The sequence below is a fragment of the Jiella marina genome, from assembly GCF_024359545.1.
GTDB lineage: Bacteria > Pseudomonadota > Alphaproteobacteria > Rhizobiales > Rhizobiaceae > Jiella.
Genome location: NZ_JAKQZG010000009.1, coordinates 79,142 through 96,834 on the forward strand (window position 1 = coordinate 79,142; position 17,693 = coordinate 96,834).

15 protein-coding genes are annotated in these 17,693 nt (G+C 64.7%); 8 read left to right on the plus strand and 7 right to left on the minus strand.

Features of this window, described 5'->3' with window-relative positions:
* Window positions 1–58: 58 nt before the first annotated feature.
* Window positions 59–1,996: a hypothetical protein gene (locus MF134_RS15745; protein WP_255340422.1), complete on the minus strand. Its 1,938-nt coding sequence runs from the start codon at window positions 1,994–1,996 to the stop codon at window positions 59–61.
* Window positions 1,997–2,241: 245 nt separating this feature from the next.
* Window positions 2,242–3,330, minus strand: coding sequence for a ribonuclease T2 family protein (locus MF134_RS15750; protein ID WP_255340423.1), 1,089 nt, complete (start codon window positions 3,328–3,330; stop codon window positions 2,242–2,244).
* 163 nt (window positions 3,331–3,493) lie between these two features.
* On the opposite strand from MF134_RS15750, the gene MF134_RS15755 reads away from it, so the two are divergent.
* Both MF134_RS15755 and MF134_RS15760 read left to right on the plus strand, forming a co-directional pair.
* Window positions 3,494–4,441, plus strand: a complete 948-nt coding sequence (locus MF134_RS15755) for an alpha/beta fold hydrolase (RefSeq protein ID WP_255340424.1) — start codon at window positions 3,494–3,496, stop codon at window positions 4,439–4,441.
* A 66-nt stretch (window positions 4,442–4,507) separates the two neighbouring features.
* On the plus strand, window positions 4,508–4,960 hold the full coding sequence (locus tag MF134_RS15760) for an MgtC/SapB family protein (RefSeq protein ID WP_255340425.1): 453 nt from the start codon (window positions 4,508–4,510) through the stop codon (window positions 4,958–4,960).
* Between the two features lie 12 nt (window positions 4,961–4,972).
* On the opposite strand, the gene MF134_RS15765 is transcribed toward MF134_RS15760, so the two are convergent.
* The 3 genes from MF134_RS15765 to MF134_RS15775 form a co-directional block, all read right to left on the minus strand.
* Window positions 4,973–5,983, minus strand: coding sequence for a COG3904 family protein (locus MF134_RS15765; RefSeq protein ID WP_255340426.1), 1,011 nt, complete (start codon window positions 5,981–5,983; stop codon window positions 4,973–4,975).
* Window positions 5,984–6,020: 37 nt separating this feature from the next.
* A complete protein-coding gene (locus MF134_RS15770; RefSeq protein WP_255340427.1) occupies window positions 6,021–7,346 on the minus strand; it encodes a hypothetical protein in 1,326 nt (441 codons plus the stop codon).
* Between the two features lie 568 nt (window positions 7,347–7,914).
* Window positions 7,915–9,117 carry a pyridoxal phosphate-dependent aminotransferase gene (locus MF134_RS15775; RefSeq protein WP_255340428.1) on the minus strand — a complete coding sequence of 401 codons (1,203 nt, stop codon included), beginning with the start codon at window positions 9,115–9,117 and terminating at the stop codon, window positions 7,915–7,917.
* A gap of 226 nt (window positions 9,118–9,343) precedes the next feature.
* On the opposite strand from MF134_RS15775, the gene MF134_RS15780 reads away from it, so the two are divergent.
* The gene (locus MF134_RS15780; protein WP_255340429.1) at window positions 9,344–9,961 is read left to right on the plus strand and encodes a glutathione S-transferase family protein; all 618 of its coding nucleotides are present in this window, start codon (window positions 9,344–9,346) and stop codon (window positions 9,959–9,961) included.
* 139 nt (window positions 9,962–10,100) lie between these two features.
* Here MF134_RS15780 and MF134_RS15785 read toward each other — a convergent pair whose 3' ends face one another.
* Both MF134_RS15785 and MF134_RS15790 read right to left on the minus strand, forming a co-directional pair.
* A complete protein-coding gene (locus MF134_RS15785; protein ID WP_255340430.1) occupies window positions 10,101–10,646 on the minus strand; it encodes a superoxide dismutase family protein in 546 nt (181 codons plus the stop codon).
* 164 nt (window positions 10,647–10,810) lie between these two features.
* Window positions 10,811–11,449 carry a GntR family transcriptional regulator gene (locus MF134_RS15790; RefSeq protein ID WP_255340539.1) on the minus strand — a complete coding sequence of 213 codons (639 nt, stop codon included), beginning with the start codon at window positions 11,447–11,449 and terminating at the stop codon, window positions 10,811–10,813.
* 294 nt (window positions 11,450–11,743) lie between these two features.
* Here MF134_RS15790 and MF134_RS15795 point away from each other — a divergent pair, with 294 nt between their 5' ends.
* From MF134_RS15795 to MF134_RS15815, 5 genes are all read left to right on the plus strand, one after another.
* Entirely contained in the window at window positions 11,744–12,733 is a 990-nt protein-coding gene (locus MF134_RS15795) for a TRAP transporter substrate-binding protein (protein WP_457590007.1), read from the plus strand.
* A 115-nt stretch (window positions 12,734–12,848) separates the two neighbouring features.
* Window positions 12,849–13,397 (plus strand): TRAP transporter small permease subunit, encoded by a 549-nt coding sequence (locus tag MF134_RS15800; RefSeq protein WP_255340431.1) that lies wholly within the window; start codon window positions 12,849–12,851, stop codon window positions 13,395–13,397.
* Window positions 13,394–14,722 (plus strand): TRAP transporter large permease, encoded by a 1,329-nt coding sequence (locus MF134_RS15805; RefSeq protein ID WP_255340432.1) that lies wholly within the window; start codon window positions 13,394–13,396, stop codon window positions 14,720–14,722. The genes MF134_RS15800 and MF134_RS15805 overlap by 4 nt, the downstream gene beginning before the upstream one ends.
* On the plus strand, window positions 14,719–16,074 hold the full coding sequence (locus tag MF134_RS15810; RefSeq protein ID WP_255340433.1) for a malonyl-CoA decarboxylase: 1,356 nt from the start codon (window positions 14,719–14,721) through the stop codon (window positions 16,072–16,074). Before MF134_RS15805 ends, MF134_RS15810 begins: the two co-directional genes overlap by 4 nt.
* Entirely contained in the window at window positions 16,071–17,597 is a 1,527-nt protein-coding gene (locus tag MF134_RS15815) for a malonate--CoA ligase (RefSeq protein ID WP_255340434.1), read from the plus strand. The genes MF134_RS15810 and MF134_RS15815 overlap by 4 nt, the downstream gene beginning before the upstream one ends.
* Window positions 17,598–17,693: the final 96 nt, after the last annotated feature.

A 17,693-nucleotide genomic window follows, 5' to 3' on the forward strand; every position in this document is an offset into this window, starting at 1 on the left:
GAGCAGCAAGCTGTTCGATGCGGGTCGTCGAGGTCCGCGTATGGAGCACGGATCGCAACTACTGTAGCCGCGCCAGTGCTTTCCGCGCATCTTCGTTACCCTGCGCGGCGGCCTTTCGATACCATTCGAGGGCGTCGGACCGGTTCCTCGGCAAGCCGCTGCCGTTCTCGTAGAGTTGCCCGAGACTGAATTGGGCGTCCGCATCGCCCTGATCCGCCGCCTTGCGGTACCACTCGGCGGCCAGAGCGGCATCCTTGGGCACGCCGGAGCCTTTGGCGTAGCGCGCACCCAGATAGCGCTGGGCCACGGCATGCCCGCCCTCGGCCGCCTTGCGATACCAGGACACCGCCTCCGAAACGTCGCGCGGCGTCCCGGTGCCCTTGGCGAGCATGACACCGAGATTGAGTTGGGCCGCGCTGTCGCCCTGTTCGGCCGCCTTGCGATACCATCGCACAGCCTCTTCCGGGTCCTTGGCCAAGCCGCGCCCCTTGGAATAGCGTATGGCGAGATAGCGTTGCGCCACCGTATGTCCCTGAAGCGCGGCCTTTTGGTACCATGCGGCCGCCTCTGTCTGATCCTCTGCCACGCCGGTTCCGTTGCCCAGCCGCACGGCGAGGCTGAACTGCGCGTCCTTGTCGCCCTGTTCGGCCGCCTTGCGATACCAGTAGGCCGCCTGTTCGTCGCTCTTCGGCACGCCGTCGCCTTTGGCATAACGACGACCGAGATAGCGCTGCGCGACGACGTGCCCCTTCTGCGCGGCTTTCTGGTACCAGGCGACAGCCTGAGGCTCGTCCTTAGGCACGCCGGTGCCGTTCGCCAGCCGCACGGCCAGGCTGAACTGCGCCCTCTCGTCGCCCTTCTCCGCCGCCTGACGATAGAGGTCGACGGCCCGGCGCAGATCCTGCGGCACGCCGTCCCCGTCTGCGTAGCGCTTGGCGAGATAGCGCATCGCCCGCGTCTTGCCCCGATCTGCGGCGCCTTGATACAGCGAGATGGCCTGGGAGACGTCCTTCGTGACGCCCTTGCCCTGCGCATATTTGACGCCGAGATTGAGCATCGCGCCGGCATGGCCCTGATCCACGGCTTTCTGATACCAGAAGGCCGATTTTTGATGATCTTCGGGAACCGCATTGCCGTGGGCATAGCGGGAACCGAGGAAATACTGGGCCTGAGCGCTCCCGAGTTCGGCGGCGCGCGTGTAGAGCTCGACCGCCTTCGCCTCGTCCTTCGCGAAACCCGTCCCTTGCGCATAACGCAGGCCGAGCTTGAGCATGGCTTCCGCCTGGCTGCGCTGCGCTGCATCGACAGCGCTGTTCGGCGCGTCGACCGCGGGGGCCGGCTGGCGGGGGATCGGTGACGGCACGGGGTCCGGCGAAGGGGCTGGAGCAGGCGAAGGTTGGGGCGCCGGCTCGAGGGCGGCCAGCTTGTTGATGCCGAAATTCGTCAGTTCGTCCGGATCGAAGACATACATCTGGTCGGGCGGCGTCCGGAAGATGATCGGCAGGATCTCCGGCGGCGCCCCGACCCGGTTGAGGAATTCGGCGATATCCGAAATCGCCGTCTGCGTCGCCTGCACGTTGCCGGTGGACGAGGAGATCTGGTGGACGCCCAGCTGCCCCCTCGCCTGGCGCTGGTTGCCGGCAAGGAAGATGTAGGAACAGGCCGAAAGGCAGACATCGCCTTCGCCGATCACCGTCTTCATCTGGTCCTGAAAGATCTCGTCGGCGATCAGAAGCGCGATGATCAGCGAGCCGCCCCGGCTGTTCAATTGCAGCGTATCGGCATCGGGCGCTGCCCGGCGCGCATAGCGGAAGTTCAGCCCCGTGCGGCTGTCGATCACCCCATCGAGGCGAATGACCTCGGGCCTGGTGCTGTCGACCACGAAGGGGCCGAAGCTTTTCTGTTCGGCGCTGGCGGGTCCGAGCGCGGTCAGAACGAGCCCCAACACTGCGAACCATGACGAGAGGAGCGCGGCAAAAGCAGCCTTGCCTGACATGGGAGCACGTCTCCGGTCTTGCCATCATTACCGCTGCGGCAGGATGACGACCGCACAAATCGTGAAAAACGATCCTGACAGTCGGGATAGGATCGAGTTCAGTCCTGCCACCGATGCCACAGACTATAACGCCGAAGAAATCACCGCTTCAACCCGTGTCAGCCGCATTCGGCCGGACATCAAGCCGAGCAAAGGTGGCATAAGCTCGATGCGAAGCATCTTTTACTTTCGCTTCTGCAGCCGCATCACTGGAGTCCGACCGCATCGACGAGACCTTCGCGGCACCCGCCATTGGTCGGCCGCGCTGCCGCCATCAGTGATGCGACATCGGGCTCGGCTTCGATCTCGCCCACGAGGCCGATGGTGAGTTCACCGATCAGAGTCCGGCCGCCATCCTGGCTGCAGGAAACGCGGACCCGCTCGCCGGCACCCGGGCCGAAGGCCTGATCGAACGCGGCGCGAATTTCGGACCGCGTCAACCTCTCCCCGACCGCGCCCGCAAACAGATCGCGGACAGCCGAGGCATTGATCGCTTCGAGCACCGCGAGCGAATCATCGAAGTATTCGTCGGCCGAGGTACCGTAACAGGTGCCGTGCTTTACCCATTCGTGTCGATCGAGATGCGACTGGGTTCCGGGCATCTGCCTGGCAAGTTCTTGGCGCGTGGCCTCGTCTACCGCGACGGAATCGAGTTCGCCCCAGCTTCCGGCCTGGTCCGCTGCCCTGTCGGACGGGGCGACCCCGCAATATTCCACCCGGCGCGGCTGCGGCCAGAGACCGTGGAGCGAAAAATGGTCGGCATCGAAGCGATCGCCGGTCTGGCTCCGGCATTCCGGCCGGTTCGATGCCCGCTCGCAAAAAGCCGGCTGCCAGCTGATCGCCAACACAAGCGTCCGCGCCAGTTCGCGCGAGGTCTCGGCTCCTTCGCCCGCACCCGCGCCTGTTTCGTCAGCGACCGGCTGGCTTGCGCCATTGCCGCTGCCCTGGTCGGACCCTGTGCCCGGGGCTGGCGTTCCACGATCGAAGGCTTCGCCCCGCGCAAGAAGCTTGACCCAGTCGCCGCAGCGCTTTTCGATCCAGCGGCGCGACGGGCTCGTTCCGGGGACTTCGACATAGTAGTGCGAGCCGTTCGCGCGGTTCTCGCCGAGGAGTTCGTAGGCCTGACCGACAGTAAGCGTGGTGCCGCGCTCATTCTCGGCATTGCGAATGGATGGGGTCGCGTCACAGGCCTGCCGCGCGATGACGAAGCCGTCAAGCGGCTCCTGCGCCGCAGCCGATACCGGCAAGGCCTGGCTGGCGGCCAACATGAGAACGACCAAGGCAAGCCTGCGCATCGTGATCCTCCCTGTAGCGACGCTAGATCACGATAGGCTCCTCAGGGTTGCACCACAATGACGATCGAGGATTGGGGGCGTCGCATTCCCGGCCCACGCTCTGGCACAGACCGGAACGAAGCCTAGCTCCCCTGCCAGAAACTGGTTCGGGGGCGCGCACGATTTGGCATTCGACACGGCATTCTCGCTCGACAGCCGATCCGGCGCGACGCTGCACGTCTATTACAGGCAGGCCAGGGCGCCGGCACGCGGGATCCTCCTGGTCCTGCACGGTCTGGCCGAACATGCCGGTCGCTATGGCCGGTTTGCGCGAGAAATGGCGGCGCTGGGCTTTCATGTTTACGCCCATGACCATCGCGGTCACGGCTCCACGGTCGCGCCGGACGCCCCGCTACGACGGTTCGCGCGGAACCATGGCGCCGAGGCGGTGCTGCGGGACTGTCGCGCCGTCCACCGCCATGCGCTGGAGACGCATCCCGATCTGCCGGTGGTCGTATTCGGCCACTCCATGGGTGGCCACATCGCCCTGAATTACGGCGAGCGCTTCGGCCGCGAACTGGCCGGACTGTGCGTGTGGAACGCGGACTTTTCGGCCGGCGTCGAGCGCCGGGTGGGGCGCTGGGCGCTCAAGGCCGAGAAGGCTCTGAAAGGATCCGACGTCGCCAGCGATCTCGCCCGCCGTGCCACCTTCGACGCCTGGGCGAAATCGGTCGAGCCGCGCCGCACGCCGTTCGACTGGCTGAGCCACGATCCGGCGGCGGTCGATGCTTATATCGCCGACCCGCTATGCGGCTTCACGCCCACCATCTCGATGATGCAGGACATCACCCAGCTGATCTTCGAGGCAGGATCGCAGGCCGGTCTGTCGCTACTGCCGACCCATTTGCCGATCCACCTCGTCGGCGGCACGGCCGATCCGGCGACCCGTGAAGGCCGCGCCATCACCGAGTTGGAAACCGCGCTGAAGAAGGTCGGCTGCGAAGCGGTCACGACGCTTCTTGTCGAAGGCGCGCGACACGAGACCCTCGAAGAGAGCGAAGAGTATCGCGCTCCGGCGCTGGCCTCGCTGAGCGCCTTTCTGCGGGAGGCAACGAGCGACCACGCCTCCTGATCGAATGGAGGTCGCAAAACTCCCTCGCCGGTGGAACCATATCGGTCGTTCCGCCCTATGTCGGGCATGAGTGAATTGACGTCTCTTGTCGACTGGCCGGAATTATGGTCCGACCTTATCCGTCTTGCGGCGGCGGCGGTGTTGTGTGGTGCCGTCGGGTTCGAGCGCGAGCACCAGGAGCAATCGGCGGGCCTGCGCACGCACATGCTGGTTGGCCTCGGCGCGTGTGTGTTCACGCTTCTCATGACCGTGCTGGTCAGTCTCTACGACGCGGATCAGGTTCGTGCCGATCCGATCCGGATGATCGGCGCCATCACCTCGGGCGTCGCGTTCCTGGCCGCGGGGGCGATCATTCAGGCCAAGGGCGAGGTTCGTGGCTTGACGACCGGAGCCTCTCTCTGGCTGTCCGGCGCGGTGGGATTGGCCTGCGGACTGGGTGAGTTCCGGATCGCCATTCTGGCCGTCTTCGTGACGCTGATCGTCCTGCGCGGCATCAAATCCCTCGAACGGCACATCTGACGGGGCGGACTCTCAGGACGCTGACCCCGGGACCTCTTCCGCGTCGTCGCCCGGACGCGAGACCGGCGCAGCCGGTTCTCGATCCGAGATTTCGGACGCCGTCGGTTCCGGATCGGGCGCTTCCGGCGGAAGCGCCTCGAAGCGCGGGTAGCGCGGCGCCGGTGGGCCGATGAAGCTCTCGCCGTCGGGGAACGGCCGCACCAAACGGAATGCCGCCAGTTCCTCCTCGGTCAGGACATAGAGGCTTGCGGCCGGGGTCTGCATCGCCTTGATCCACAAAGCGGGATCGACACCCATCTCGACGAGCAGTTCCTGGCATTCCGCGGTCGTCGCCTGGATCTCGGCAATGGAGCGGTCGATCGTCGAGGCGAGACCCGGCTCCGCACCGGATACGGCATACACCTGATGCACTCCGACCCAGGCGCCCTCGCCGGCCTTGCGCGTCAGGCCGCCGGACAAGACGAGCGGACAGGCCGAGGCGCAATAGCCGTCCGCCGGTACGGCGGTCGAGAGCTTCAACCCGCGAATGTCGCGCGCCATTTCGATGGCATCCGCCACCGATCCGCCGGGTGAATGCAGGACGATGGCCTTGGCGTCTTCCGCCTCCGGCCTCGCCAGAAACTCGCGCATCGCCTCCGCCGTACCGATCTCGATCCGGCCGATCGCCGTGACCTGGCCATCCGGCCCCGAAAAGAACCGCATGGGCTCGGCCAGCGCCTCGCCTTCGACCGGGCCGTCATAGCCCGGCAGGCTCGGCTCGCCGCGATCGGGGGCGACGGGCATGGTGCGCGGCAGATAGGGGCGGATCTGATCGCCGGGCTTCGGCCGGTCTAGCGGCAGCGGCGTGGTTCGGCTGATCCGCCCTTCATCGGGGGAGGCCTCGGCGATCTCCCGATAGTCGATGAAGACGATTCCCGCCGCGACCGACAGAAGCGCGACGAAGACGCAGCGCAACACGGCGCCTTCGGGCAATGCCAGCACCATGCGCTCCAGCCAGCCCGGCGATTTCTCGTCGCCGATCATCGCCGCCCGGCCCCGGCGATGCGGTCAGAGCGAGACCTCATCGGGCCGCCGTCTTGGGAAACGGCGTCGCACCGGCCGGGCGATTGCGCTGGACGATGTCGTCATCGTCCGGCGGATGGACCGGTTCGTCCGCATCGGCGCCGTGTTCCGCCTCCGCCGCGCCGTGGCCGGCCTCAGTCGCCCGCAGGCGCTTCTGGATCCGGAGCGCGCGCATCAGTTCGGCCGCGCTCATATCGCCGCCGAGTTCCAGTTCCTCGCCTTCCTCGCGGCGGATCACGTCTTGGACGATGCACAGGACGAAGATCAGCACGGCGGGAAGGAGGTCGATGGAAATCGCCCCCGCCCATGACGGCATGAAATCGCGCGCATAGCGGATCACCGCTTCCGGCGCTGACAGCGGCGTGAAGCGCAGGGGTTCGACCATTGGCCGGGCCAGGATCTCGTCGGCCGCCTGGGCCAGCGCATCGCTCTGCGCCCGCACCGCGGCCTCGATCGTGCCGACGACGCGGCTCTGGCGCTCCCTAAGATCGGCATCGCTGCCATCGGCGATCGGGGCGATGAAACTGCCGCCCAGATCCTCCGCCGCGCGGCGGACGGCGGGGGCCACCGAGGTCTGCTCGAGCGCCGTCAGGAGGCCGGAGAGGGCCACTGCTTCCTCGGCATAGGCGTTGGCGCGTTCGGCGATCGGCCCTTGCGAACTGACCAGCCTGCGCATCGAAGACAGATGCTCCCCGCCCTGTTCGAACAGCGTGCGCACCTGCTCGCGCGAGCCCTCGATCTCCCGCTGCAGGCCGGTCAGCTGGCTCGACATCTGGCGGAGGAGCTGGACGACGGTTCCCGACCCGGACGTGCCGGTCAGCACGCCGGATCGTGCTTCCTGATCGGAAAGCTGGGAGAATCGCTGCGAGGCGAGCTGGATATCCGGCAGGAGGCTCTGGGCCGCGAGCGCGTTCTCGTGGGCTTCGTTGAGCTTCTGCTGGTAGGATTCGGTTGTCACCGCCAGATGCTGCTCCAGCGCCGCCGCCCCGGCGAGCGCCGCGGCGTTCAGCCAGGAGGACATGGCGATGATCATCGCCGAACCGATCGCCATGGCAAGATAGAGCATGCGCCGGCCGCTCGGATGGCGCACATGCGGCATCAGGCGCATCAGGTAGGACCAGAAGGCGTAGATCGCGACCGAGACCGCCGAGGAATAGATGATCGCGCCCAGGAAGACCGTGTTGACGGTGCCGTCCAGCAGTTCGCGCACGCCGAGATAGGTGTAGACGCCGCTGGCGAGCGCCAGAACGGCCAGCGTCACCCGCGTCGTCGCATCCAGCCGCGTGACCTGCCCGCGCAATGTGTAGGATTGCGATGCGCTCATCCTGTGGGGATCCTCTCGGAAACGGTTCGCCCGGAGGCGGGGCGATCCTCGTTAAGGAGAGATTAAGTCTTTCGCTGGGCTTCGGTAAGGGTGCAGACCGATCACAGCCTTTCGAACCGGTAAAATGGCTGGACAGGGTTAATGGCTCTCCGACGAGCCCTTTCTTCAGTCGTCACGCCGCGAAGGGCAAACTGACCGGAGCTATCGCATTCGCTCATGCCTCGCTGACGCATGATAGATTTTTTCTATTGCGACTTTTGTATTTTCTCTTATTTTCTCTTCGTTCGATAAAAATTAGCTATTACACTCGCGCATAGCTGCCATGCCGTGAAACAGATTGCTCATCGACGCTGAGATATTATTCTCTTTCTCAGTCGGACGGATCGGCACCTCCTCCCAGTCGATCGTCTCCGGCTGTTTCCTCCCATAGGGTCTTTTCAAGACCACGCTCAGCCGGGTTCTTCGAACCCGGCTTTTTTCTTGCCCGCGCTTCCCGCATAACGAAAGTCGCCGCGGCCAAGGGCCACGGCGACCTGCAATATCAGCTGAACTCTGAGAGAGGCAGCGCTCAGGCGAGCGAGCCGCAGAAGCGCTGGATGCGCGAGCACGCCTCTTCCAGCAACGCCTCCGAGGTGGCGTAGGAAATGCGGAAGTTCGGGCCCAGTCCGAAAGCCGAGCCATGGACAACGGCGACGCCTTCGGTTTCCAGGAGTTCGGTCACGAAATCCTCGTCCGTCTCGATCGTCTTTCCGCTCGGCGCGCGCTTGCCGATCAGGCCCTTGCAGGACGGGTAGACGTAGAAAGCCCCTTCCGGCGACGGGCAGTCGACACCGTTCGCCTGATTGAGCATCGAGACGACCAGATCGCGCCGGCCCTCGAATATCTTGCGGTTGGTCTCGATGAAGTCCTGAGGCCCGTCCAGCGCCTCGACGGCCGCCCATTGGGCAATCGAGCATGCGCCCGAGGTCTGCTGGCCCTGGATCATGTCCATCGCCTTGATGAGCGTCAGCGGCCCGCCCGCATAGCCGATCCGCCAGCCGGTCATCGCATAGGCCTTCGACACACCGTTCACCGTCAGCGTGCGCTCGTAGAGCTTCGGCTCGACCTCAGCCGGAGTGGCGAAGGTGAAGTCGCCATAGACGAGATGCTCGTACATGTCGTCGGTCATCACCCAGACATGGGGATGGCGCAGGAGCACGTCGGTGAGGGCCTTCAGTTCGTCATGCGTGTAGGCCGCCCCCGAGGGGTTGGACGGCGAGTTGAACAGAAACCACTTGGTCTTCGGCGTGATCGCCTTTTCCAGTGCTTCCGGCGTCAGCTTGAAGCCCGTCGCAATTCCCGCCTCGACGAAGACCGAAGTGCCGCCGCAGATCGCAACCATCTCCGGATAGCTGACCCAGTAGGGCGCGGGAATGATCACCTCGTCGCCCGGGTTCAGGGTCGCCATGAAGGCGTTGAACAGGATCTGCTTGCCGCCGGTGCCGACAATCGTCTGCTCCGGCTTGTAGTCGAGATTGTTCTCGCGCTTGAACTTCTTCGAGATCGCCTCGCGAAGCTGCGGAATGCCAGAGACGGGCGTGTATTTCGTCTCGCCGCGACGGATCGCCTCCATCGCCGCGGCCTTGATGTTGTCCGGCGTATCGAAATCCGGCTCGCCGGCCCCGAGCCCGATGACGTCGCGGCCTTTCGCCTTGAGTTCGCGGGCCTTCTGAGAGACGGCGATGGTGGCCGAAGGCTTCACGCGATCGAGGGCGGCGGCAAGAAACGCCATTTCGAAAACTCCGCTGATTCAGGATGAGGGCACGGCGCCATGCTGTGCCGCAAAACGTCGCGGACCCTAGTCCTCGCGAAGGGAAGGTGCAAGCCGCTTCGAGGCTCGTCGCACGCGCAAGTCCCGTTCGTCGCCACTACGGTTGATGGGTGACTTCACGAGAATGAATTGGCGCGGCGGCCCTCCGACGGGCAAGCTCGAGACAAATGAAGGAACAGGCCCGACTATGATCACCCTTTACGGCATGGCCGACTCAGGCAATTGCTACAAGCCGCGGCTGCTCATGGCGCTGATCGGTCGACCGTTTCGCCATGTCGAGGTTTCGACCTTCGACGGCACCACCCGCTCGGAGGCGTATCTCGTAAAGAACCCGGCCGGGCAGGTCCCGCTCCTGGAACTGGACGACGGCCGCACCTTGCCGGAGTCGAACGCCATCCTGACCTTTCTCGGCGAGGGCACCGCCTTCGTTCCGGACGATTCTTTCGACCGGGCGACGATGCTGCGCTGGATGTTCTTCGAGCAGAACGGCCACGAAGTGACCGTCGCCGTGCGGCGGTCCCTGTCGATCTATCCGCATCGCAAGGCCGCAGCGACCGAGGAGCGGCTCCGCCTGACTCTCGAAGGTGGGCGACAGGCGCTGCAGGTGATGGAACAGCATCTGCGAAAGCAGTCGTTCTTTGGCGGCGAACGGCCAAGCCTCGCCGATATCGCACTCTATCCCTATACGGCGACGGCCGAAGAAGGCGGATTCGACCTCTCGGCCCACGAGGCCATCCGCGCCTGGCTTGCGCGGATCGAAGCACTGCCCGGCTACAAGCCGAAGAGTTGGCTGCCGGAGGATTGAGAGGGTCGCGCAGTCCGCGGCGCGTTTGATGGTGCGCCATGGCCCTTCGCTTTGGCCAGGATGTGCCGACGCAAAAACGGCCGCCACAGGGGCGACCGTCGCATTTCCGATGATGCTCGAAAGCCTTGGCCGTTGGCGATCAGGACTCCGGCGGGAAGATCACACCGCAGGCAACCCGGTCGCCCGCGTCGCCGGAAGGCTGCGACATGTAATCGTCGGCACCCGAATGGATGATCAGAGCTGATCCGTCATCGTCGTCAAGCGGCGCGTCGCCGCCGGTCATCGTGACCAGCGGCGTGAAGTCGGCCGCCCGGACGGTCCCGTTCGCGGAGCTGATGTTAGGCAGGTCGCCGGCGTGGGGGCCGTTTTCGGCCAGGAAGCCGTGATCCTTGTCGGTCGGATTGTAGTGCCCGCCGGCGGAGGAAAAGTCGCCCTCGCAAAGTCCGGTCTCGTGAATATGGAAGCCGTGCGTTCCTTCCGGCACGTTCGACAGGTTTGCGTCGAGGATGACGCCCTGTGGCGTCGGAATGAACGAGACAGTTCCCATCGAGCCGCCGTCTGCGCCCTTCATCTCGACCGTCTTGGCGCCTTCCATCATGTCGCTGGAGCCCGAGGCATCGGTCTGGGCTGCAGCGGGTGCCGCGGCCAGAAGCAGGGGAAGGGCGAAAGCAAGCGTCTTCTTCATGACTGTCTCCTCAAGGTTCGGACCATTTCAAAGGCCCTTTGCTCGGGGGCTAATCCCGCAGCCGCCGGAATGTTGCACGGAGCGCCGCGTCCGGCCCTCGATCGCCGTTCGCGACGGCGCTGAACCTCGATAGAGACCGTGATTTCGGAAGGTTCCGAGACGTTTCATCCGCGCGGCAGCGGTGCCTTGAGGCTCGCCACCAGATCGGCGAAGCGTTCGCCCTGGACGGAAATGTGCGACTTCAGTTCCGCTTCCGCCCCCTCGCCATCGCCGGCCTCGATCATCGCAACGATGCGCTGATGCTCGGCGAGCGACTGGCGCATGCGCTGCGGCACTCTGAGCTGCAGCCGCCGGTAGGCTTTCAGGCGAATGTGCAGCCGCCGGGCCTCCGCTGCCAGGAAGGCATTGCCGCAGGAATCGTAGATCGCCTGGTGGAAACGCTCGTTCTCGTAATAATAGGCGTCGGTATCGGAGGATTCGGCCGCTTCGGCGCAGGCCGCCATCGCCTCGCGGAGCCGCTTGCGTTCGCCCTCCCCGATCCGACGCGCCGCAAGCCGCCCGGCCATGCCCTCAAGCTCGGCCATGACCTCGAACATCTCGACGAGTTCGGCGAGCCCCATGCCGCGCACGAAGGCGCCGCGATTGGGGATCTGGTCGACAAGACCGGCGGAGACGAGTTGGTTGATCGCCTCGCGAACCGGCGTGCGGGACACGCCGAACCGCGCCGCGACGGCGGATTCGTCGAGCCGTTCCCCCGGCCGGCGCTCGCCGGTCACGATTTCTTGTTCGAGAAAGTCGCGAATTTCGCCCGCTCGGGGACGGGCGGGCCTTCCGACCGCGCGGGGACGGTCTTGCGGCCCCGCCCCGGCTGAGGCGTCGCCTTGTCCGCTGCTATTGGGGGCGGAGTGATCGCCGCGCTGTGTGTTCGAGCGGGACGCGACGCTCGACGAACTGACATCCGACACGTGGAAAGGCCTGTGAACAAACGAACTCATGGAAATCGTATACAATCTCCTTGACAGAGTGTGCAAGTGAGTGTTGGCTGATCACAAGGGCCGGAGGAGCCTGCAATGCATGAAAAATTGGGAGGAATGACAATGAAGGCAATCTTGCTGTCCGCCGTTTGCGCCACTGCGCTCACCGGGTCGGCGATCGCACAGGACATGACGCTGCGCGCCTCGCACCAGTGGCCCGGCGGCAAAGGCGATGTCCGCGACGAAATGGTGCAGCTCATCGGTGAGGAACTGGAGAAGGCCGATGTGGGTCTGTCCGTCCAGGTCTTCCCGGGCGCATCGCTGTTCAAGCCGCGCGATCAGTGGGGCGCGGTGACCAAGGGACAGGTCGACCTGACCGCCTTCCCGCTCGACTACGCTTCCGGCCGCCATCCGGAATTCTCCGCGACGCTCATGCCCGGCCTCGTCGGCAATCACGACCGCGCCATGCGGCTGAACGACTCGCCCTTCATGGACGAGATCAAGAAGATCATCGAGGACGCCGGAGCAATCGTCATTTCCGACGCCTGGCTCGCCGGCGGCTTCGTATCCTCCGAGGAGTGCATCACCACGCCCGATTCCGCGCAAGGTCAGACGCTGCGCGCAGCGGGACCAGCCTTCGAGGAGATGCTCGCCGGCGCTGGCGCCTCGATCGCCTCCATGCCGTCGTCGGAAATCTACACCGGCATGCAGCAGAACGTTCTGACTGGCGCCAACACCTCGTCGGGCTCGCTCGTCTCCTACCGCATCTACGAAGTCTCCAAGTGCCTCACGGCACCGGGCGAGAACGCGCTGTGGTTCATGTACGAGCCGATACTGATGTCGAAGCGCACCTTCGATCGTCTGAACGAAGAGCAGCAGCAGGCCGTGATGGCCGCCGGCCAGGCAGCGGAAGACTATTTCGCCGGCGAGGCCAAGAAGCTCGATGAGGATCTGATCAAGACCTACAAGGACAACGGCGTCGAAGTCGTCCAGATGTCCAAGGAGAACTACGACGCTTGGCTGAACATCGCCCAGGAGACGTCGTACAAGAACTTCGCCGAAAAGGTTCCGAACGGTCAGGAACTGATCGACGCGGCTCTCGCCGTCGAATAAGCACAGACTGCTTTTCGCGGGCTGCCGGAAATCACCGGCGGCCCGTTTCCATTCCGACATTGTTTTCTTATCCGGGGCGCTGCTCTTCACGTCTCGGCCTCGACGGAGAGCGCCCATGCGCCTCTATATTGCGGCAGTCTCCGCGATTTCGCGCGGGCTTGGCGTCTTCGCCGCCATTCTGTTGTTCTCGGCCGTGCTCTCGGTCTGCCACATGGTTTTCGTGCGCTACGTCCTGAACCAGTCCACCATCTGGCAGACGGAATACACCGCCTATGCGATCGTCGCAGCGACCTTTCTCGGCTCGCCCTGGGTGCTGATCGTGCGCGGTCACGTGAATGTCGACCTCCTGCAGATCGCCGCAGCCCGGCCCGTCCGCCTGATCATGCAGCTTCTTTCGGCATTCCTGTCGCTCGTCTTCGTCGTTCTTCTCGCCTATGCCGCCTGGTTCTATTTCGAGGAAGCGTGGGTCAACGACTGGACCAGCGAGACGGTCTGGGCCGTGCCGCTCTGGATGCCAGCCCTGCCGATGGTGGTCGGCACGGTCATGCTCGCCCTCCAATACGTCGCGGAAATCATCCGCCTCAGCCTCGACGGCAGCGATGAGGTGAGCCACACACCCCAGGAAGCCTTCGAAGCGACATCGCCTCAGGAGACCCGCCCGTGACGCCGCTCATCTCCGGCCTTGTCATGCTGGTTGCGCTGTTGGCGCTTCTTGCCATCGGCATGCCGATCGCTTTCGCCCTCGGCCTCGTCTCGATGGGCGCGCTCTACATGGTCTATGGCGGGTTCTTCCTGGAGACGGTTGGCGAGCAGTTCTTCGGGTTTCTCGCTCCCTTCAGTCTCGTCGCCATTCCGATGTTCATCCTGATGGGAGCGGCGGTTGCCTCCTCGCCGGCGGGCCGCGACCTTTATGAAGCGCTGGATCGCTGGCTGAACCGTGTGCCCGGCGGCCTTGTCCTGTCCAATCTCGGCGCCTGCTCGATCTTCGCTGCGCTTTCCGGCTCGTCGCCGGCCACCTGCGCCGCCATCGGCAAGATGGGCATTCCGGAAATGCGCCAACGCGGCTACCCGTCCGAAATCGCGGCGGGATCAATCGCGGCCGGCGGCACGCTGGGCATTCTGATCCCGCCCTCGGTGACGATGATCGTCTACGGCATTGCCACGGAGACCTCGATCGGCCGACTCTTTCTGGCGGGGCTGCTTCCGGGCTTCATGCTGACCGCCTTCTTCATGGCCTGGACGATCATCGCCTGCAAACGTCAGGGCCTGGGCCTGTCGGACCTCACTCAGCGCTTCACCATGTCCGAGCGCTTTTCGGCACTGCCGCGGGTTCTCCCCTTCCTCGCGATCATCGTCGGCGTTCTCTACGTCCTCTATGGCGGCGTCGCGACGCCGTCCGAGGCCGCGGGTGTGGGCGCGCTGTTCTGTCTGCTCCTGGTCGCGATCGTCTACGGCATCTTCTCGCGCTCGTGGAAGTTCTCGCAGATGCCGGTGATCTTCCGCGACACGCTGAAAGAGAGCGTGATGATCATGCTGATCATCGGCGCCGCGGAACTCTTCGCCTTCGCCCTTTCCTCGCTCTTCATCACCCAGACCGTCGCCCAGGCGATCGCCGACATGGAGGTCAACCGCTGGGTCCTGATGGCGGTGATCAACGTCTTCCTGCTGGTGGCGGGTTTCTTCCTGCCGCCGGTGGGCGTGATCCTGATGACCGCGCCGATCCTTCTGCCGATCGTCACCAATGCCGGCTTCGATCCCTACTGGTTCGCGGTGGTTCTGACGATCAACATGGAGATCGGCCTGATCACGCCCCCGGTCGGTCTGAACCTCTATGTGATCAACGGCATTGCGCCGGACATTTCGCTGGGCTCGATCCTGCGAGGCTCCATTCCCTATGTCCTGTGCATGGTGCTGGGCATCGTCGCGCTATGCCTCTTCCCGCAGATCGCACTGTTCCTGCCGGACCTGATCATGGGACCCGAACTATGAGCCGCGTTTCGCTTCTCTCCGACCTTTTGAGTTCCATCGGCGCCCGGTCGTGGTTCTCGGGGGAAGAAGCGCCGCGTTCGCTCGAACTCACGGAACTGGCGGCGCTCTGCCACCGGCTCGTTTCCTCGCCGGGCGAGGCGACGGGCGTGCGCATGGCGGCCGAGATCATCAACGGGGTTCGTGCCCTCGACGAAAAGGGCATCAAGCGCTTCTTCCACATGCTGGCCGAGGAGTTCGCGCCCGATCCGGTGAAACTCGCGGAAGCAGCCACCGCCTACGCGGCCGAGCCCGGACCGGAGACGCTGGGCGTCCTGCAACGGATCGCCGAGCCGCCGCGCCAAGAACTGTTCCGCCGGCTGAATCTCGCGCCCGGCGGCACGGCCGAACTCGTCAAGCTCAGGGAACGCCTGCTGCCGCTCTGCCGGGAGGACCCCGCGCGGCTCGGGCCGGTCGACAAGGATCTCAGGCATCTGTTCCAGTCCTGGTTCAACCGCGGCTTCCTGATGCTGAGGCCGATCGACTGGAACACCCCGGCGAGCATCCTGGAGAAGATCATCCGTTACGAGGCCGTCCACGCGATCGGAAACTGGGACGCGCTGCGCCAGCGCCTCCAGCCCGCCGACCGACGCTGCTTTGCCTTCTTCCACCCCTCGATCCCCGACGACCCGCTGATCTTCGTGGAGGTCGCGCTCACCGACGAAATCCCGGTTTCGATCGCCTCGGTCCTGGACAGCGAAAGGAATGTGCTCGCGCCGGAAGAAGCGCAGACCGCCGTGTTCTATTCGATCTCCAACTGCCACAAGGGGCTCGCCAGCGTCTCGTTCGGCTCATTCCTGATCAAGCAGGTCGCCGAAGACCTCAAGGAGACAATCCCGTCCCTGAAGACCTTCGTGACGCTTTCGCCGGTGCCCGGATTCGCCGCCTGGCTGGAGGGCCTGCCCGACGAACTTCGTGAACGATTGGAGCCTGCGGAAAAGCGGACCCTCAAGGTCATTGGGGAAAATGACTGGTACGCCGACCCAACAAAGGTGGACGAGGCCCGTCAGGGCATGTTGTCGCTCGCGGCCCGCTATTTCCTGCGCGCCAAGCGCAGCGACGGACAACCACAGGATCCCGTCGCCCGTTTCCATCTTGGCAATGGCGCGATGCTCAACCGGATCATGCATATGGGCGATCCCTCGCCGCGCGGCCTCAAACAGGCCTATGGCCTGATGGTGAACTATCTCTACGACCTGCCCCGCGTCGAACAACGGCACGAAGCCTACGCGGCCGACGCCGAGATCGCCGCGAGCCGCGGCGTCACCGGCCTTCTGCCCGGCCGCAGCGGACATACGATGAAGGACGTCGCATGACCAACACTCTGTTCGACGGGCTGGCCGCTGCCGGCCGCAAGACACCCGAGCGGCGTTTCGCGCTACTTCCGGACGGACGCCATTTCACCTACCAGGACGTGGAGGATGTTTCCGGGCGCTTCGCGAATGTACTGACGGGCCTCGGGCTGCAGCCCGGCGACCGGGTTGCCGTTCAGGTGGAAAAGTCGATCGAGGCGCTGATCCTGTATCTCGGCACCGTGCGCGCCGGTGGCGTCTTCCTGCCGCTCAACACCGCCTACACCCCGGCGGAGATCGAATACTTCCTGACCGACGCCAGGCCGCGTATCTTTGTCTGCGATCCGAAGAAACGCGACGCGCTGGAACCCGTCGCGCAGAAGGCGGGCGCCGTGATCGAGACCCTCGGCGTCTGGCACTCGCCGGATGAAAGCGCCGGCTCGCTCAGCGACAAGACGCTTGCCGCGGAAACCGGATTCGAGACGGTCGCCCGGACCCCGGAAGACCTGGCCGCGATCCTCTACACCTCCGGCACCACCGGCCGTTCGAAAGGGGCGATGCTGTCCCATGCCAACCTCCTGTCGAACGCGGAGGTTCTTCGGGACACATGGGGCTTCACGGCACAGGACGAGCTTCTCCACTGCCTGCCGATCTTCCACACGCACGGCCTGTTCGTCGCCTCCAACACGGCGATGATCGCCGGCGCCGGCCTGATCTTCCTGCCGAAGTTCGACCCGGACGCGGTCTTCCATTACCTGCCGCAGGCAACCTCGATGATGGGCGTTCCGACCTTCTACACGCGGCTTCTGGCCGACGAGCGGCTGAACCGGGATTCCACCGCCCATATGCGGCTCTTCACTTCCGGATCGGCCCCGCTCCTCGCCGAGACCCACCGCGCCTTCGAAGCGCGGACCGGCCAGCGCATTCTCGAGCGCTACGGCATGACCGAGACCAACATGAACACCTCCAACCCCTATGAAGGGGAGCGCCGGGCGGGCACTGTCGGCTTTCCGCTCAAGGGCACGGAGATTCGCATCACCGACCCCGAGACTGGCGCGACTCTGCCCCAGGGCGAAATCGGTGTGATCGAGGTGAAGGGTCCGAACGTGTTTTCCGGCTACTGGCAGATGCCGGAAAAGACCAGGGCGGAATTCCGCGAGGACGGCTTCTTCATCACCGGCGACCTCGGCTTTGTCGATACCGATGGGTATGTGACCATCGTCGGCCGCGGCAAGGATCTCGTGATCACCGGTGGCTACAATGTCTATCCGAAGGAGGTGGAACTCGTGATCGACGAGCTCGACGGCGTCGTCGAGAGCGCCGTCATCGGTGTGCCGCACCCGGATTTCGGCGAAGGCGTCGTCGGTGTTGTCGTCGCCCAGCGTAAGATGACGGAAGACGAGGTTGTCGCCGCACTGCGTGACAAGCTCGCCCGCTTCAAGCAACCGAAACGCGTCGTCTTCGTCGACGAACTGCCGCGCAACACGATGGGCAAGGTGCAGAAGAACGTCCTGCGCGACAAATACGCGGACCTGCTGTCGTCGTAACTCGACCTCAGGCCAGAGAAATCGGCCACCCCACGCTCATGTGCGAGGCCGCCAAAGCCGGGAGAATCTCGAAGGGCGATGGGCCATTCGTCTCCC

What these genes read in the sequence shown, in the direction of transcription:
- MF134_RS15745 (WP_255340422.1), bottom strand. Translation starts at nt 1,996, where the DNA reads ATGTCAGGCAAGGCTGCTTTTGCCGCGCTCCTCTCGTCATGGTTCGCA.
- MF134_RS15750 (WP_255340423.1), bottom strand. Translation starts at nt 3,330, where the DNA reads ATGCGCAGGCTTGCCTTGGTCGTTCTCATGTTGGCCGCCAGCCAGGCC.
- MF134_RS15760 (WP_255340425.1), top strand. Translation starts at nt 4,508, where the DNA reads ATGAGTGAATTGACGTCTCTTGTCGACTGGCCGGAATTATGGTCCGAC.
- MF134_RS15765 (WP_255340426.1), bottom strand. Translation starts at nt 5,983, where the DNA reads ATGATCGGCGACGAGAAATCGCCGGGCTGGCTGGAGCGCATGGTGCTG.
- MF134_RS15770 (WP_255340427.1), bottom strand. Translation starts at nt 7,346, where the DNA reads ATGAGCGCATCGCAATCCTACACATTGCGCGGGCAGGTCACGCGGCTG.
- MF134_RS15775 (WP_255340428.1), bottom strand. Translation starts at nt 9,117, where the DNA reads ATGGCGTTTCTTGCCGCCGCCCTCGATCGCGTGAAGCCTTCGGCCACC.
- MF134_RS15780 (WP_255340429.1), top strand. Translation starts at nt 9,344, where the DNA reads ATGATCACCCTTTACGGCATGGCCGACTCAGGCAATTGCTACAAGCCG.
- MF134_RS15785 (WP_255340430.1), bottom strand. Translation starts at nt 10,646, where the DNA reads ATGAAGAAGACGCTTGCTTTCGCCCTTCCCCTGCTTCTGGCCGCGGCA.
- MF134_RS15795 (WP_457590007.1), top strand. Translation starts at nt 11,744, where the DNA reads ATGAAGGCAATCTTGCTGTCCGCCGTTTGCGCCACTGCGCTCACCGGG.
- MF134_RS15800 (WP_255340431.1), top strand. Translation starts at nt 12,849, where the DNA reads ATGCGCCTCTATATTGCGGCAGTCTCCGCGATTTCGCGCGGGCTTGGC.
- MF134_RS15810 (WP_255340433.1), top strand. Translation starts at nt 14,719, where the DNA reads ATGAGCCGCGTTTCGCTTCTCTCCGACCTTTTGAGTTCCATCGGCGCC.
- MF134_RS15815 (WP_255340434.1), top strand. Translation starts at nt 16,071, where the DNA reads ATGACCAACACTCTGTTCGACGGGCTGGCCGCTGCCGGCCGCAAGACA.